Origin of the sequence: Pseudomonas inefficax, assembly GCF_900277125.1 — a bacterium.
Lineage (GTDB): Bacteria > Pseudomonadota > Gammaproteobacteria > Pseudomonadales > Pseudomonadaceae > Aquipseudomonas > Aquipseudomonas inefficax.
The window spans coordinates 322,863-338,726 of the sequence record NZ_OPYN01000207.1 but is presented as its reverse complement, the minus strand read 5'-3'; the positions used below and the strand labels follow the sequence as shown (position 1 = coordinate 338,726).

The 15,864-nt window shown below is 62.4% G+C and carries 15 protein-coding genes; 11 read left to right on the top strand and 4 right to left on the bottom strand.

Annotation, left to right across the window (positions count from 1 at the left end; genetic code table 11):
* Positions 1-24: 24 nt before the first annotated feature.
* Positions 25-681 (bottom strand): alpha/beta hydrolase, encoded by a 657-nt coding sequence (locus tag JV551A3_RS26605; protein WP_133979229.1) that lies wholly within the window; start codon positions 679-681, stop codon positions 25-27.
* Between the two features lie 332 nt (positions 682-1,013).
* On the opposite strand from JV551A3_RS26605, the gene JV551A3_RS26600 reads away from it, so the two are divergent.
* The 4 genes from JV551A3_RS26600 (at position 1,014) to JV551A3_RS26585 (ending at position 5,171) form a co-directional block, all read left to right on the top strand.
* Entirely contained in the window at positions 1,014-2,042 is a 1,029-nt protein-coding gene (locus tag JV551A3_RS26600) for an amino acid ABC transporter substrate-binding protein (protein ID WP_075046278.1), read from the top strand.
* 67 nt (positions 2,043-2,109) lie between these two features.
* Positions 2,110-3,288, top strand: coding sequence for an amino acid ABC transporter permease (locus JV551A3_RS26595; protein ID WP_133975310.1), 1,179 nt, complete (start codon positions 2,110-2,112; stop codon positions 3,286-3,288).
* 10 nt (positions 3,289-3,298) lie between these two features.
* Entirely contained in the window at positions 3,299-4,396 is a 1,098-nt protein-coding gene (locus tag JV551A3_RS26590) for an amino acid ABC transporter permease (RefSeq protein WP_133975308.1), read from the top strand.
* A gap of 10 nt (positions 4,397-4,406) precedes the next feature.
* Entirely contained in the window at positions 4,407-5,171 is a 765-nt protein-coding gene (locus JV551A3_RS26585; protein ID WP_133975306.1) for an amino acid ABC transporter ATP-binding protein, read from the top strand.
* A gap of 130 nt (positions 5,172-5,301) precedes the next feature.
* On the opposite strand, the gene algW is transcribed toward JV551A3_RS26585, so the two are convergent.
* Positions 5,302-6,462 (bottom strand): Do family serine endopeptidase AlgW, encoded by a 1,161-nt coding sequence (gene algW / locus JV551A3_RS26580; protein ID WP_112250273.1) that lies wholly within the window; start codon positions 6,460-6,462, stop codon positions 5,302-5,304.
* Between the two features lie 168 nt (positions 6,463-6,630).
* Here algW and JV551A3_RS26575 point away from each other — a divergent pair, with 168 nt between their 5' ends.
* The 4 genes from JV551A3_RS26575 (at position 6,631) to JV551A3_RS26560 (ending at position 11,171) form a co-directional block, all read left to right on the top strand.
* Positions 6,631-7,389 (top strand): Nif3-like dinuclear metal center hexameric protein, encoded by a 759-nt coding sequence (locus JV551A3_RS26575; RefSeq protein WP_133975304.1) that lies wholly within the window; start codon positions 6,631-6,633, stop codon positions 7,387-7,389.
* A gap of 346 nt (positions 7,390-7,735) precedes the next feature.
* Complete coding sequence (gene cysD / locus JV551A3_RS26570) at positions 7,736-8,653, top strand: sulfate adenylyltransferase subunit CysD (protein WP_003251799.1); 918 nt, start codon at positions 7,736-7,738, stop codon at positions 8,651-8,653.
* A 16-nt stretch (positions 8,654-8,669) separates the two neighbouring features.
* Positions 8,670-10,571, top strand: coding sequence for a sulfate adenylyltransferase subunit CysN (gene cysN, locus JV551A3_RS26565; protein WP_133975302.1), 1,902 nt, complete (start codon positions 8,670-8,672; stop codon positions 10,569-10,571).
* Positions 10,572-10,796: 225 nt separating this feature from the next.
* Positions 10,797-11,171 (top strand): tail fiber domain-containing protein, encoded by a 375-nt coding sequence (locus JV551A3_RS26560; RefSeq protein ID WP_133975300.1) that lies wholly within the window; start codon positions 10,797-10,799, stop codon positions 11,169-11,171.
* 26 nt (positions 11,172-11,197) lie between these two features.
* Here JV551A3_RS26560 and JV551A3_RS26555 read toward each other — a convergent pair whose 3' ends face one another.
* On the bottom strand, positions 11,198-11,677 hold the full coding sequence (locus JV551A3_RS26555; RefSeq protein WP_085626497.1) for an Lrp/AsnC family transcriptional regulator: 480 nt from the start codon (positions 11,675-11,677) through the stop codon (positions 11,198-11,200).
* A gap of 127 nt (positions 11,678-11,804) precedes the next feature.
* Here JV551A3_RS26555 and JV551A3_RS26550 point away from each other — a divergent pair, with 127 nt between their 5' ends.
* On the top strand, positions 11,805-13,001 hold the full coding sequence (locus tag JV551A3_RS26550; protein ID WP_133975298.1) for a methionine gamma-lyase: 1,197 nt from the start codon (positions 11,805-11,807) through the stop codon (positions 12,999-13,001).
* 162 nt (positions 13,002-13,163) lie between these two features.
* Here JV551A3_RS26550 and JV551A3_RS26545 read toward each other — a convergent pair whose 3' ends face one another.
* Positions 13,164-13,601 (bottom strand): Z-ring associated ZapG family protein, encoded by a 438-nt coding sequence (locus tag JV551A3_RS26545; RefSeq protein ID WP_085626500.1) that lies wholly within the window; start codon positions 13,599-13,601, stop codon positions 13,164-13,166.
* A gap of 135 nt (positions 13,602-13,736) precedes the next feature.
* Between JV551A3_RS26545 and JV551A3_RS26540 the strand changes: the two genes are divergently transcribed.
* Both JV551A3_RS26540 and JV551A3_RS26535 read left to right on the top strand, forming a co-directional pair.
* A complete protein-coding gene (locus tag JV551A3_RS26540; protein WP_133975296.1) occupies positions 13,737-14,372 on the top strand; it encodes an alpha/beta hydrolase in 636 nt (211 codons plus the stop codon).
* 25 nt (positions 14,373-14,397) lie between these two features.
* Positions 14,398-15,747 carry a tryptophan--tRNA ligase gene (locus JV551A3_RS26535; RefSeq protein ID WP_133975294.1) on the top strand — a complete coding sequence of 450 codons (1,350 nt, stop codon included), beginning with the start codon at positions 14,398-14,400 and terminating at the stop codon, positions 15,745-15,747.
* Positions 15,748-15,864: the final 117 nt, after the last annotated feature.

Below are 15,864 nucleotides of genomic sequence, written 5' to 3'. Positions count from 1 at the left end.
CTTACAACTACAGGCGGCTGCGGCTTATTGCAGTTGTTCGGCCAGCCAGTCGTGGATGTCGTTCAGCTCTTCCACCGCCACTTCATGTTCCATCGGGTATTCGTGCCAGCGAGCGGCGACGCCCCAGGTATTCAGGTACTCGAAGGCGGTGCGGCCCATCGCCGGGATCACCACCGGGTCGTGCACGCCATGCAGGCACAGGGCCGGCGTACGCTGCTGGCAGGCGCTCAACTGATGCTGGTCGTTGAAGGTGGGGGCGTAGGTGGACAGGGCGATCACGCCACCCAGCGCTTCTTGCCACTTTATATAGGCAGTGTGCAGTACCACCGCGCCACCTTGGGAGAAACCGGCCAGGAAGATCCGCGACAAGCTGATGCCTTTGGCCTGCTCGGCCTTGATCAGGCCAATGAGCTGCTCGGCCGATTCTTCCAGCTGCGCTTCGTCGATGGCGCGGGCCGGGGTCATGGCCTTGATGTCGTACCAGCTGGGCATGGCGTAGCCGCCGTTGATGGTTACCGGGCGGGTGGGAGCCTGGGGCATGACGAAACGGGTACCGAGCAGGCGCTCCTGCATGAATTCGGCCACTGGTAGGAAGTCGTAACGGTCGGCACCCAGGCCGTGCAACCAGATCACACAGGCATCTGCGGTTTTCTGCGGTTCGAGAATCAGCGGGTTGGTCATGACTGCTCCGAAAGTGTGCGGGTCTTGTTATGGCGTGCGTAAAAAGAAGGCGCTGCAAATGATTGTCGGAAAAAGAATGTCGCAACGATACAACTTTCCCTACTTGACGAGCGCTTAAACGCTACAGCCAGCGAAGCTGGTACGCGCTTTGCAATCCAACCTGTGATGCAAAGGGCAGGCCGCGACGGTAACACCCTTTGCACGCGAAGGCTGTCACAGAACAGTCCATTGCGCCAATTGACCCAATAACAAGCCAATACGGGTCGGATACGCCTCAAAAGGGTGCGGTGCAATTCCGGCTCGATACAACAAGAGCGATTTGGAGGTTGTGAATGAAGATGTTGAAAACCACCCTGGCAGTCCTGACCGCTGCCGCCGCGCTGGGCGCCGTGAGCAACGCCCAGGCTGGCGCCACCCTCGATGCGGTAAAGAAGAAGGGCTTCGTCCAGTGTGGCGTGAGCGACGGTCTTCCAGGCTTCTCGGTACCTGATGCGCAGGGCAAGATCGTGGGTATCGACGCCGATGTGTGCCGCGCCGTGGCCGCCGCCGTGTTCGGCGACGCCACCAAGGTCAAGTTCAGCCAGCTCAACGCCAAGGAACGCTTCACCGCACTGCAGTCGGGTGAAGTCGACGTGCTGTCACGCAACACCACCTGGACCAGCTCGCGTGATGCCGGCATGGGCCTGGTATTCGCCGGTGTTACCTACTATGACGGCGTCGGCTTCCTGGTCAACAAGAAACTGGGTGTCTCCAGCGCCAAGGAGCTCGATGGCGCAACCATCTGCATCCAGGCCGGTACCACCACCGAGCTGAACGTGTCGGACTTCTTCCGCGCCAATGGCCTGAAGTACACCCCGATCACCTTCGATACCTCTGACGAAAGCGCCAAGTCGCTGGAGTCCGGCCGTTGCGACGTGCTGACCTCGGACAAGTCGCAGCTGTTCGCCCAGCGCTCCAAGCTGGCCGCGCCGACCGACTACGTGGTACTGCCGGAAACCATCTCCAAGGAACCGCTGGGCCCGGTGGTACGCAAGGGCGACGAGGAGTGGTTCAGCATCGTCAAGTGGACCCTGTTCGCCATGCTCAACGCCGAAGAGGCAGGCATCACCTCGAAGAACGTCGAGGCCGAGGCCAAAGGCACCAAGAACCCGGATGTCGCCCGCCTGCTGGGTGCCGACGGCGAGTACGGCAAGGACCTCAAGCTGCCCAAGGACTGGGTAGTGCAGATCGTCAAGCAAGTCGGCAACTACGGCGAAGTGTTCGAGAAGAACCTGGGCCAGGGCACCGACCTGAAGATCGACCGTGGCATGAACGCCCTGTGGAACAACGGCGGCATCCAGTACGCGCCACCTGTGCGCTGATGGTTGCACCCTGCGGCGGCATCCCGCCGCCGCAGGCTGTTCGGAACCCTACTTTCCGGGGCACTTCATGCAAAATCGAATCGGCGCACAAAAGGGTTTATCCCTGAGCGATCCACGTGTGCGCGCGTGGCTGTTCCAGATTCTCACGATAGTCTTCGTGGTGGGTCTGGGCTGGTATCTGTTCCACAACACGCAAACCAACCTGCAACACCGGGGCATCACCTCGGGCTTCGACTTCCTCGACCGCAGTGCCGGCTTCGGCATCGCCCAGCATCTGATCCCCTACGTGGAATCCGACAGTTATGCGCGGGTGTTCGTCATCGGCCTGCTCAACACCCTGCTGGTGACCTTCATCGGCGTGGTGCTGGCGACAATCCTCGGCTTCATCATCGGTGTGGCGCGGTTGTCGCCGAACTGGATGATCAACAAGCTGGCGACCGTGTATGTGGAAACCTTCCGCAACATCCCGCCGTTGTTGCAGATCCTGTTCTGGTACTTCGCCGTGTTTCTGACCCTGCCGGGACCGCGGGGCAGTATCAATATCGACGACACCTTCTTCATCAGCAACCGTGGCCTGAACATGCCCGGCGCGTCCATGGCCGAAGGCTTCTGGCCGTTCGTCGTGGCCCTGGCCCTGGCGCTGCTGGCCATCGTGACCATGGTGCGCTTTGCCAACAAGCGCTTCGACGAGACCGGCGTGCCGTTCCACAAGTTCTGGGTGGGGCTGGCGCTGTTCATCGCCATTCCGGGCGTTTGCGCACTGCTGTTCGGCAGCCCGGTGCACTGGGAAGTGCCGCAATTGAAAGGATTCAACTTCGTCGGTGGCTGGGTACTGATCCCCGAGCTGCTGGCGCTGACTCTGGCGTTGACCATCTACACCGCTGCGTTCATCGCCGAGATCGTGCGTTCCGGTATCCGTTCGGTCAGCCATGGCCAGACCGAGGCCGCGCGCTCGCTGGGCCTGCGCGAGGGCCCGACCCTGCGCAAGGTGATCATTCCCCAGGCACTGCGGGTGATCATTCCGCCGCTGACCAGCCAGTACCTGAACCTGGCGAAGAACTCGTCGCTGGCAGCCGGTATCGGCTATCCGGAGATGGTCTCGCTGTTCGCCGGTACCGTGCTCAACCAGACCGGTCAGGCCATCGAGGTGATCGCCATCACCATGAGTGTCTATCTCGCCATCAGCATCAGCATTTCGCTGCTGATGAACTGGTACAACAAGCGCATTGCGCTGATCGAGCGGTGAGGATACGCCTGTGAATGCCCATGTTTTCAAACCCGACATGCCGCCACCGGTGAAAACCGTCGGCGTGCTCGCATGGATGCGTGCCAATCTGTTCTCCAGCTGGCTCAATACGCTGCTGACCCTGTTTGCCATCTACCTGGTGTGGCTGATCGTGCCACCGTTGCTGCAGTGGGCGTTGCTTGACGCCAACTGGGTCGGCACCACCCGCGCCGACTGCACCAAGGAAGGCGCCTGCTGGGTGTTCGTGCAGCAGCGCTTTGGCCAGTTCATGTACGGCTACTACCCGGCCGAGTTGCGCTGGCGCGTGGACCTGACCGTGTGGCTTGCCGTGCTTGGCGCCGCGCCGTTGTTCATCAAGCGTTTCCCGCGCAAGGCCTTCTATGGCCTGGGCTTCCTGGTGCTGTACCCGCTGTTGGCCTACACCCTGCTGCACGGCGGCGTACTGGGCCTGGAAAACGTACCGACCAGCCAGTGGGGCGGGCTGATGCTGACCCTGGTGATTGCCACCGTGGGTATCGTCGGCGCCTTGCCACTGGGGATTTTGCTGGCCCTTGGCCGGCGTTCGCGGATGCCGGCGGTGAAGGTGGTCTGCGTGACCTTCATCGAGTTCTGGCGCGGCGTGCCGCTGATCACCGTGCTGTTCATGTCGTCGGTGATGCTGCCGCTGTTCCTGCCCGAAGGCATGAGCTTCGACAAGCTACTGCGGGCCATGATCGGCGTGATCCTGTTCCAGTCGGCGTACATCGCCGAGGTGGTGCGCGGGGGCCTGCAGGCCATCCCCAAGGGCCAGTACGAAGCCGCCGCGGCCATGGGCCTCGGCTACTGGCGGGCGATGGGCTTGGTGATTCTGCCGCAGGCGCTGAAGCTGGTGATCCCCGGCATCGTCAACACCTTCATTGCCCTGTTCAAGGACACCAGCCTGGTGATCATCATCGGCCTGTTCGACCTGCTGAACAGCGTCAAGCAAGCCGCCGCCGACCCGGCCTGGCTGGGCATGGCTACCGAGGGCTACGTGTTCGCCGCCCTGGTGTTCTGGATTTTCTGTTTCGGTATGTCCCGCTACTCCATGCACCTGGAGCGCAAGCTGGACACTGGCCACAAGCGTTAGGAGTTTCGAAATGAGTGAAGCGATCAAGCAGCCTGCCAGCCCCGAAGGCATCATCCAGATGCAGGGCGTGAACAAGTGGTACGGCCAGTTCCATGTGCTCAAGGACATCAACCTGAACGTGCGCCAGGGCGAGCGCATCGTGCTTTGCGGGCCGTCCGGCTCCGGCAAGTCCACCACCATCCGTTGCCTCAACCGCCTGGAAGAGCACCAGCAGGGGCGCATAGTGGTCGATGGTGTGGAGCTTACCAATGACCTCAAGCAGATCGAGGCCATTCGCCGTGAAGTCGGCATGGTGTTCCAGCACTTCAACCTGTTCCCGCACCTGAGCATTCTGGAGAACTGCACCTTGGCACCGATGTGGGTGCGCAAGATGCCACGGCGCAAGGCCGAGGAAATCGCCATGCACTACCTGGAGCGGGTGCGTATCCCTGAGCAGGCGCACAAGTACCCGGGGCAGTTGTCCGGTGGCCAGCAGCAGCGTGTGGCGATTGCCCGCGCGTTGTGCATGAAGCCGAAGATCATGCTGTTCGACGAACCGACCTCGGCGCTGGACCCGGAAATGGTCAAGGAAGTGCTCGATACCATGGTGGGCCTGGCCGAGGATGGCATGACCATGCTCTGCGTGACCCACGAGATGGGCTTTGCCCGGACTGTGGCGAACCGGGTGATCTTCATGGACAAGGGCGAGATCGTCGAGCAGGCGGCGCCGGATGACTTCTTCGACCGGCCGCGCAGTGACCGGACCAAGTTGTTCCTGAGCCAGATCCTGCATTGATGCTGTAGAGGCCGCTTCGCGGCCCATTCGCAGCACAAGGCTGCTCCTACAAGGGAAATGCGATCTCCTGTAGGAGCAGCCTTGTGCTGCGAATGGGCTGCGAAGCAGCCCCAGACACCCGATCGAAGCGTTACTTCTCTTCCTTGGCCACTGCCGGCGCCGGTGGCGGCCGCAGGCCCACCTCGGCGATCAGCTTCAACTGCTGCCCATTGCGCATCACCTCGATGGTGATCTTCTCGTTGGGCTTGATCCGCGCCACCTGGTTCATCGACTTGCGCCCGTCACCGGCCGGCTCGCCGTTGATGCTCAGGATCACGTCACCCAGCTGCAGCCCAGCCTTTGCCGCCGGCCCTTCGCGGAAGATACCCGCCACCACGATGCCCGGGCGGTCCTTCATGCCGAACGATTCGGCCAGTTCCTGGCTCAGCGGCTGTACTTCGATGCCCAGCCAGCCACGGATCACCTGGCCGTGCTCGATGATCGACTTCATCACCTCCAGTGCCAGTTTCACCGGGATGGCGAAACCGATACCCTGCGAACCGCCGGACTTGGAGAAGATCGCCGTGTTAATGCCGATCAGGTTGCCGTTGGCATCCACCAGCGCACCGCCGGAGTTACCCGGGTTGATCGCCGCGTCGGTCTGGATGAAATCCTCGTAGTTGTTCAGGCCCAGCTGGTTGCGGCCCGTGGCGCTGATGATGCCCATTGTCACGGTCTGGCCGACCCCGAACGGGTTGCCGATGGCCAGCGACACGTCGCCGATGTGAATGGTGTCGGAGCGGCCGATGGTGATCGCCGGCAGGCTCTTCAGGTCGATCTTCAGCACCGCCAGGTCGGTTTCCGGGTCGCTGCCGATGACCCGGGCCAAGGTCTCGCGGCCATCCTTCAGGGCCACGACGATCTGGTCGGCGCCGCTGGTGACGTGGTTGTTGGTCAGCAGGTAACCCTCGGGACTCATGATCACCGCCGAGCCCAGGCTCGACTCCCAGCGGCGCTGCTTGGGCAGGTTGTCACCGAAAAAGCGGCGGAACTGCGGGTCTTCGAACAGCGGGTGGGCGCTCTTGTTCACCACCTTGGTGGTGTACAGGTTGACCACCGCCGGGGCGGCCAGGGTCACGGCGTCGGCGTAGGATACCGGGCCCTGCATGATCCGCGAGGTCTGCGGCGCCTGCTGCAGATTGACGTCCTGGCTGGGCAGGCCGACCCATTCCGGGAAGCGCTGGATGATCAGCATGGCGATCAGTACGCCGGTAAGCAGGGGCCAGCCAAAATAACGCAAAGCCTTGAACATGAATGAATCCTGGAAAGAGCCGGGGACGGTGACCGTGCGGTGGGGCATGAGCGCGCGCGATCATACACCGGTTCCCCCAGTGCCGGCGACGGCCCATAATGGCCGGCATTATACGGGCGTTGCATGGGCGTTGTGCCCGAGAAAAACGCAGATTTCGAGGAGATTTTCATGGCTGTCGCTCTGAACACCCTGGTCGAGGAAGCCGAGCGTTACCTGGGCAGCGCGAAGATCCAGGATTATTGCCCCAATGGCTTGCAGGTCGAAGGCCGGCCGCAGGTCAGCCGCATCGTCAGCGGCGTTACCGCCAGCCAGGCGTTGCTGGATGCGGCAGTCGAGGCCGAGGCCGACCTGGTGCTGGTGCACCATGGCTACTTCTGGAAGGGTGAGAACCCGTGCGTCACCGGCATCCGGCAGCGCCGGCTGAAGACCCTGTTGAACAACGACATCAGTCTGCTGGCGTTCCACCTGCCGCTGGATGTGCACCCGGATGTGGGCAATAACGTGCAACTGGCGCGGCAGCTGGACATCACCGTCGAAGGGCCGCTGGATCCGGAGAACCCCAAGGTGGTCGGGCTGGTCGGCTCGCTGGCCGAGCCGATGACCGCCGGCGACTTCGCCCGGCGGGTGCGTGAGGTGCTGGGGCGTGAGCCTCTGCTGGTCGAAGGTGAGCAGATGATCCGACGGGTCGGCTGGTGCACCGGGGGCGGGCAGGGCTACATCGACACGGCGATCGCGGCCGGGGTGGATCTTTACCTGACGGGCGAGGCATCGGAGCAGACCTACCACAGCGCCCGCGAGAATGGCGTCAGCTTCATTGCCGCCGGGCACCATGCCACCGAGCGCTATGGGGTGCAGGCGCTGGGTGATTACCTGGCACGGCGGTTTGCCGTGGAACACCTGTTCATCGATTGCCCGAATCCGATCTGAGATCGGTATCGCCTTCTCCGCTGATCCCAGGCCTGGCGGTTCCCTGTAGGAGCAGCCTTGTGCTGCGAAGAGGCCAGTGAGGCAAAAAGAGCTTTTTGGCAGTAATGGCCTCTTCGCAGCACAAGGCTGCTCCTACAGATCCTGGTCATTGTCCAGAGGCCTATACCGGTCATGTGGGAGCGGGTTTACCCGCGAAAGGGCCAGGCCTGCCAGCCCAAACCCGCAGTCATATCGTTAGACTCTTTCGATCTAGCCAGCCTCCTAAATAGAAGAAGCCGCTGTGATAAAGTGGCTCGCTCGAACACGGCCCGCAGGCCGTCCATAAGATCGTTTTTCGTGAGTAGCCATGGTCGACAAACTGACGCACTTGAAACAGCTGGAGGCGGAGAGCATCCACATCATCCGCGAGGTGGCCGCCGAGTTCGACAACCCGGTGATGCTGTACTCGATCGGCAAGGATTCCGCCGTGATGCTGCACCTGGCGCGCAAGGCCTTCTTCCCGGGCAAGCTGCCGTTCCCGGTGATGCACGTCGACACCCAGTGGAAATTCCAGGAGATGTACAGCTTCCGCGACAAGATGGTCGAGGAAATGGGCCTGGAGCTGATCACCCACGTCAACCCCGAGGGTGTGGCGCAGGGCATCAACCCGTTCACCCATGGCAGCTCCAAGCACACCGACATCATGAAGACCCAGGGCCTGAAGCAGGCGCTGGACAAGCACGGTTTCGATGCCGCCTTTGGTGGTGCGCGCCGCGACGAAGAGAAGTCGCGGGCCAAGGAGCGCGTGTATTCGTTCCGTGACAGCAAGCACCGCTGGGACCCGAAGAACCAGCGCCCCGAGCTGTGGAACGTGTACAACGGCAAGGTCAACAAGGGCGAGTCGATCCGCGTCTTCCCGCTGTCGAACTGGACCGAGCTGGACATCTGGCAGTACATCTACCTCGAAGGCATCCCGATCGTGCCGCTGTACTTCGCCGCCGAGCGTGAAGTAATCGAGAAGAATGGCACCCTGATCATGATCGACGACGAGCGCATTCTCGAGCACCTCTCCGAGGAAGAGAAAGCCCGCATCGTCAAGAAGAAGGTGCGTTTCCGTACCCTTGGCTGCTACCCGTTGACGGGTGCTGTCGAGTCGGAAGCCGAAACGCTCACCGACATCATTCAGGAAATGCTCCTGACGCGCACTTCCGAGCGCCAGGGCCGGGTCATCGACCACGATGGCGCCGGTTCCATGGAAGACAAGAAACGTCAGGGCTACTTCTAATTTTCAGGGTTACTCCATGTCGCACCAATCCGATTTGATCAGCGAAGACATCCTCGCTTATCTGGCTCAGCACGAGCGTAAAGAACTGCTGCGTTTCCTCACCTGCGGTAACGTGGATGACGGCAAGAGCACCCTGATCGGGCGCCTGCTGCATGACTCGAAGATGATCTACGAGGACCACCTCGAGGCCATCACCCGTGATTCGAAGAAAGTCGGCACCACCGGCGAGGAAGTCGACCTGGCGCTGCTGGTCGACGGCCTGCAGGCCGAGCGCGAGCAGGGCATCACCATCGATGTCGCCTACCGCTATTTCTCCACCGCCAAGCGCAAGTTCATCATTGCCGACACCCCGGGCCACGAGCAGTACACCCGCAACATGGCCACTGGTGCGTCCACCTGCGACCTGGCGATCATCCTGGTCGACGCCCGCTACGGCGTGCAGACGCAGACCCGCCGCCACAGCTACATTGCCTCGTTGCTGGGCATCAAGCACATCGTGGTCGCGGTCAACAAGATGGACCTCAAGGGCTTCGATCAGGACGTCTTCGAGTCGATCAAGGCCGACTACCTGAAGTTCGCCGAAGCCATCAACCTGACCCCGAGCAGCCTGCACTTCGTGCCGATGTCGGCGCTCAAGGGCGACAACGTGGTCAACCACAGCGAGCGTTCGCCGTGGTACGCCGGCCCGACGCTGATGGAAATCCTCGAAACCGTCGAAGTTTCGGCCGACCGCAACTTCACCGACCTGCGCTTCCCGGTGCAGTACGTCAACCGTCCGAACCTGAACTTCCGTGGCTTCGCCGGCACCATCGCCAGCGGCGTGGTGCACAAGGGCGACGAAATCGTCGTGCTGCCGTCGGGCAAGAGCAGCCGCGTCAAGTCCATCGTCACCTACGAAGGCGAGCTGGAAAACGCGGGCCCTGGCCAGGCCGTGACCCTGACCATGGAAGACGAGATCGACATCTCCCGTGGCGACCTGCTGGTGCATGCCGACAACGTCCCGCCTGTAACCGACCAGTTCGACGCCATGCTGGTATGGATGGCCGAGGAGCCGATGCTTCCGGGCAAGAAATACGACATCAAGCGCGCCACCAGCTACGTGCCGGGCTCGATTGCCAGCATCACCCATAAGGTCGATGTGAACACCTTGGAGCAGGGCGCCGCGAGCGCGCTGCAACTGAACGAGATCGGCCGCGTGAAGGTGTCCCTGGACGCCTCGATCGCCCTGGACGGTTACGACAGCAACCGCACCACCGGTGCGTTCATCGTCATCGACCGGCTGACCAACGGCACTGTCGGTGCCGGCATGATCATCGCCCCGCCAGTCCTGCCGCACGGCAGCACCGGTCATCATGGCAAGCTGTGCCATGTGGCCACCGAAGAGCGCGCCCTGCGCTTCGGCCAGCAGCCTGCCACCGTGCTGTTCAGCGGCCTGTCCGGCGCTGGCAAGAGCACTCTGGCCTACGCCGTGGAGCGCAAGCTGTTCGACATGGGCCGTGCGGTGTACGTGCTCGACGGCCAGAACCTGCGCCACGACCTGAACAAGGGCCTGCCACAGGACCGCGCCGGCCGCACCGAGAACTGGCGCCGCGCCGCCCATGTGGCGCGCCAGTTCAACGAAGCCGGCCTGCTGACCCTGGCCGCGTTCGTGGCCCCGGATGCCGAAGGCCGCGAACAGGCCAAGGCGTTGATCGGCAAGGAGCGCCTGGTGACCGTTTACGTCCAGGCCTCGCCGCTGGCTTGCCGTGAGCGTGACCCGCAAGGCCTGTACGCTGCCGGTGGCGACAACATCCCGGGCGAAAGCTTCCCGTACGATGTGCCGCTGGACGCCGACCTTGTGATCGACACCCAGTCGGTCAGCGTCGACGAAGGCGTGAAGCTGGTACTGGATGTGCTGCGTCAGCGTGGCGCGATCTAAGCGCTAGCCAGCAAGGAAAACCCCGCTTCGGCGGGGTTTTTTATTGGCATCTTGCCGTGCACGTAGACCCTGAAGGACAGCGTACCTTGTATGGTTTGGCCGCTTTCTGCGCTTCGCCCTACGTGTTGCGCCGCCTTTTCCTACGATGGTGGGCGAAAAAACGGACTGTTGGGTAGGAAGCCCGCCGTTCACTCTAGATGCTCTGACAACTAAGGAGGTCTAGCGGTGAAATTTTCTCATCATTTGGCGGCATGTACGCTGGTATTGGCTGCTGGATTATCGGGTACGGCAAACGCCGATCTTGGGGCAAAGTGTTGCCCATTCAGCGATGCTCGGCTGAAGACCGATATCACAGAGCTGCTGGGCTCCACCGATACCCTGTTGAAAATTCATGGGGTACGGATGAAGTGGAAAGAGTCCGGCAGGGACGACATTGCTGTGCTCGCCCAAGAGGTGCAGAAGGTGTATCCGGAGTTGGTGCATGAAAAAGACGGGTTGCTGACAGTGGATTACGAAAAGCTGGTAGTGCCTTTGATCGAGTCGGTTCGTGAATTGGATCGCCGCATCACCGCTTTGGAAAACCCAGGGGGCTCGCACTAGTATTGAAGGCCCCGCCGTGGCGGGGCTTAGATATGCTTTTCGGACACGGGTATCACCCGCCGCTCCTTCACCGCCTTGTAGGAAAAACTCGAGTAGATCTCCTTCACCCCCGGCAACCGCTGCAACACTTCGCGGGTGAACTCGCCGAACGACTCCAGGTCCCGCGCGAGGATCTCCAGCAGGAAGTCATAGCGCCCGGAAATGTTGTGGCAGGCGACAATCTCGGGAATCTCCATCAGCCGTCGCTCGAACGCCAGCGCCATGTCCTTGGTGTGCGAGTCCATCATGATGCTGACGAACGCGGTCACGCCAAACCCCAGCGACTTGGGCGAGAGGATGGCCTGGTAGCCGGTGATGTAGCCGTTGTCCTCCAGCAACTTGACCCGTCGCCAGCACGGCGAGGTGGTCAGCGCTACCTGGTCGGCGAGTTCAGCAACGGTAAGGCGGGCGTTGTCCTGCAGGGCGGCGAGCAGGGCGCGGTCGGTTCGGTCGAGGCTTGAAGGCATGTTTTGCCCTCCTGGTCCGGTAATTATTGTTTTTGTTCCAGCAAGCACGCAGATGCGTGGGCAATTTTGGAAAAAATCGGGCAGCTCGGTGGCATAAGCTTATAACAAACCACAAGAGGCTGTTGCCATGCGCGACTCCCATAACAACACCGGTTTTTCCACGCGGGCCATTCACCATGGCTACGACCCGCTTTCTCACGGTGGCGCCCTGGTGCCGCCGGTGTACCAGACCGCCACCTACGCCTTCCCTACTGTGGAATATGGCGCTGCATGCTTCGCCGGAGAAGAACCGGGGCATTTCTACAGCCGTATCTCCAACCCTACCCTGGCCCTGCTGGAACAGCGCATGGCCTCGCTGGAGGGCGGTGAGGCGGGGTTGGCATTGGCGTCGGGCATGGGCGCCATCACCTCGACGATCTGGACCTTGCTGCGCCCCGGCGATGAGTTGATCGTCGGGCGCACGTTGTACGGCTGCACCTTTGCCTTCCTGCACCATGGCATTGGCGAGTTCGGTGTGAAGATTCGTCATGTCGACCTGAACGATGCCAAGGCCCTGAAAGCGGCGATCAACGGCAAAACGCGAATGATCTACTTTGAGACGCCGGCCAACCCCAACATGCAACTGGTGGATATCGCCGCGGTGGCCGAGGCGGTGCGCGGGCATGATGTGCATGTGGTGGTCGATAACACCTATTGCACGCCCTACCTGCAGCGGCCGCTGGAGTTGGGGGCGGACCTGGTGGTGCATTCGGCGACCAAGTACCTCAGCGGCCACGGTGATATCACTGCCGGCCTGGTGATCGGGCGCAAGGCGCTGGTCGACCGCATTCGCCTGGAAGGGCTGAAGGACATGACCGGGGCGGTGCTGTCGCCCCACGATGCGGCGCTGCTGATGCGCGGGATCAAGACCTTGGCCCTGCGCATGGACCGCCATTGCGCCAATGCCCTGCAGGTGGCCGAGTTTCTGGCACGGCAGCCGCAGGTGGAGCTGATTCACTACCCAGGGTTGCCGTCGTTTGCCCAGTACGAGGTGGCGCAGCGGCAGATGCGTTTGCCGGGCGGGATGATTGGCTTCGAGCTAAAGGGTGGTATCGAGGCTGGCCGGCGCTTCATGAACGCGTTACAGCTGTTCGCCCGCGCGGTTAGCCTGGGCGATGCCGAGTCGCTGGCGCAGCACCCGGCGAGCATGACCCATTCCAGCTATACCCCGCAGGAGCGGGCGCATCACGGGATATCGGAAGGGTTGGTGCGGTTGTCGGTGGGGCTCGAGGATGTGGAGGACCTGCTGGCGGATGTCGAGCAGGCGTTGCAGGCTTGCAGCTAGGTGGCCTGGGCTGGCCTCTTCGCGGGCACGCCCGCTCCCACAGGTACACCACAGCATTTGAAATCTGTGGAATACCTGTGGGAGCGGGCGTGCCCGCGAAGAGGCCAGTGAATCCAGCCCACAAAAAAGGCCTCTAGCGAGGCCTTTGTCATGTTCGGCAGGTCAGCGCTTGAGCCCGTAGCTCTCGTCGAGCATGCCCGGCGAGTTCGGCGCTTTCGGCGCGTAGTCGCGTGGCACTTCGGCGGTGTCCTTCGGCGGGGTCAGGCGGTCGCGCGGGCCTTGCGCGCCCTCGGAATGCAGGGCCGCCAGCAGGCGTTGGCGAGTAACGTCATCAAGGGCCAGGCTGTTGGCGCCTTCGGCCAGGTGATCCTGGACGTCCTGGTAGCTCTGGGTCAGTTTCTTGACCAGCACGGCGGTGCTGTTGAAGTGGGTGACCACTTCGTTCTGGTAGCTGTCGAAACGCTTCTGGATGTCATCCAGCTGGCGCTGGGTGCTGCTCGGCGCAGCGTTGGGCAGCAGGCGAGCGACGACGAAACCGACCACGACGCCGATGACCAGGGCCAGGGTCGGCAACAACCAAACAAGGAGCGAGAGTTCCACGAGTCCTTCCTCTATAAACGGCTTTGCTTTACGTTAACGGCTCAGACCTGCGCTGTATACCGCGAGCGATCGCAAATCAGAACAGAATTCCTCACCTAGACGAATCGACCCCTCCCGAGGTCACGGAGTAGTGCCTTGCTTGTCCGCGAAACCCCCTTGTTCATCGATGGCCCCAGCGGCCAGCTGGAAGCCTTGTACCTGGACGTGGCCAATGCACGTGGCGCGGTGCTGATCTGCCACCCCAACCCGGTCCAGGGTGGCACCATGCTCAACAAGGTAGTCTCGACCCTGCAACGCACCGCCCGCGACGCAGGCTACGTGACCCTGCGGTTCAACTACCGTGGCGTCGGCCAGAGCGCCGGCAGCCATGACATGGGCGCTGGCGAGGTGGCCGATGCCGAGGCCGCTGCGGCCTGGCTGCGCGAAAAACATCTGGGCCTGCCGCTGGTACTGATGGGCTTCTCGTTCGGCGGCTTCGTCGCCACCAGCCTGGCAGGCCGCCTGGAGGCCACTGGAGTAGAGCTGCAGCAGCTGTTCATGATCGCCCCGGCGGTAATGCGCCTGACGCCGGAAGACCCGGTGCCACAGCGCTGCCCGATCACCGTGGTGCAGCCGGACGCTGACGAAGTGGTCGCGCCGCAGCTGGTTTACGATTGGTCTGACAGCCTGTCGCGCCCCCATGAGCTGCTGAAAGTGGCAGAATGCGGACACTTCTTCCATGGCAAGCTGACCGATCTGAAGGATCTGCTGCTGCCGCGCCTTTCGAACTGAGCCAAGCCTGAATAAGCGAACACCCATGACCACGCGCATTCTCACCGGTATCACCACCACCGGCACTCCGCACCTGGGCAACTATGCCGGCGCCATCCGCCCGGCGATCCGTGCCAGCCAGCAGCCCGGTGTCGACTCGTTCTACTTCCTGGCCGACTACCACGCCCTGATCAAGTGCGACGACCCGCTGCGCATCCAGCGTTCGCGCCTGGAAATCGCCGCTACCTGGCTGGCCGGTGGCCTCGATCCGGACAAGGTGACCTTCTACCGCCAGTCTGACATCCCGGAAATCCCCGAGCTGACCTGGCTGCTGACCTGCGTCAGCGCCAAGGGCCTGCTCAACCGCGCACATGCCTACAAGGCCTCGGTGGACAAGAACCTGGAAAACGGCGAAGACCCGGATGCCGGCGTGACCATGGGCCTGTACAGCTACCCGGTGCTGATGGCTGCGGACATCCTGATGTTCAATGCCAACAAGGTGCCGGTCGGCCGTGACCAGATCCAGCACGTGGAAATGGCCCGCGACATCGGCCAGCGCTTCAACCACCTTTTCGGCCAGGGCAAGGACTTCTTCGCCCTGCCGGAAGCGGTGATCGAAGAGAGCGTGGCGACCCTGCCGGGCCTGGACGGGCGCAAGATGTCCAAGAGCTACGACAACACCATCCCGCTGTTCACCAGCGCCAAGGAGATGAAAGACGCGATCTCGCGCATCGTCACCGACTCGCGCGCGCCTGGCGAAGCGAAAGACCCGGACAACGCGCACCTGTTCACCCTTTTCCAGGCCTTCTCGACGCAGGCGCAGTGCGCCGAGTTCCGTGAAGAGCTGCTGCAGGGCCTGGGCTGGGGCGAGGCCAAGCAGCGCCTGTTCCAGCTGCTGGACGGCCAGTTGGCCGAGAAGCGCGAGTACTACCACCAGTTGATCGCCCGCCCGGCGGACCTGGAAGACATCCTGCTGGCTGGCGCCGCCAAGGCCCGCAAGATCGCCACGCCGTTCCTCGAGCAGCTGCGCGAGGCTGTTGGCCTGCGGTCGTTCCGCAGCAGCGTGCAGGCCAGCACCGAAGTGAAGAAAAAGGCCGCCAAGAGCGCGCGTTTCGTCAGCTTCCGTGATGAAGACGGCAGCTTCCGCTTCCGTCTGCTGGCCGCTGACGGCGAACAACTGCTGCTGTCGCGCAGCTTCGCCGACGGCAAGAGCGCCGGCGCCGTGAGCAAGCAGCTGCAGCAGGGTGGCGAGGCGGATGTGCGCGTCGAAGGCTTGGGCTTCGGCCTGTGGCTGAACGGCGAGCAGGTTGCCGACGGGGCGCAGTTCGACAGCGCCGAAGCTCGTGATGCGGCCATCGAAAGCCTGCGTGCAGCCCTGGCACCACAGCAGGACTGAAATATCGCACCTGCCTGTACTGGTCTATTCGCGGGTGAACCCGCTCCTACAGGTATTTCTCCTGTGGGAGCGGGTTCACCCGCGAACACCGGCAACGCCGGTGCCATACAGCGTAAA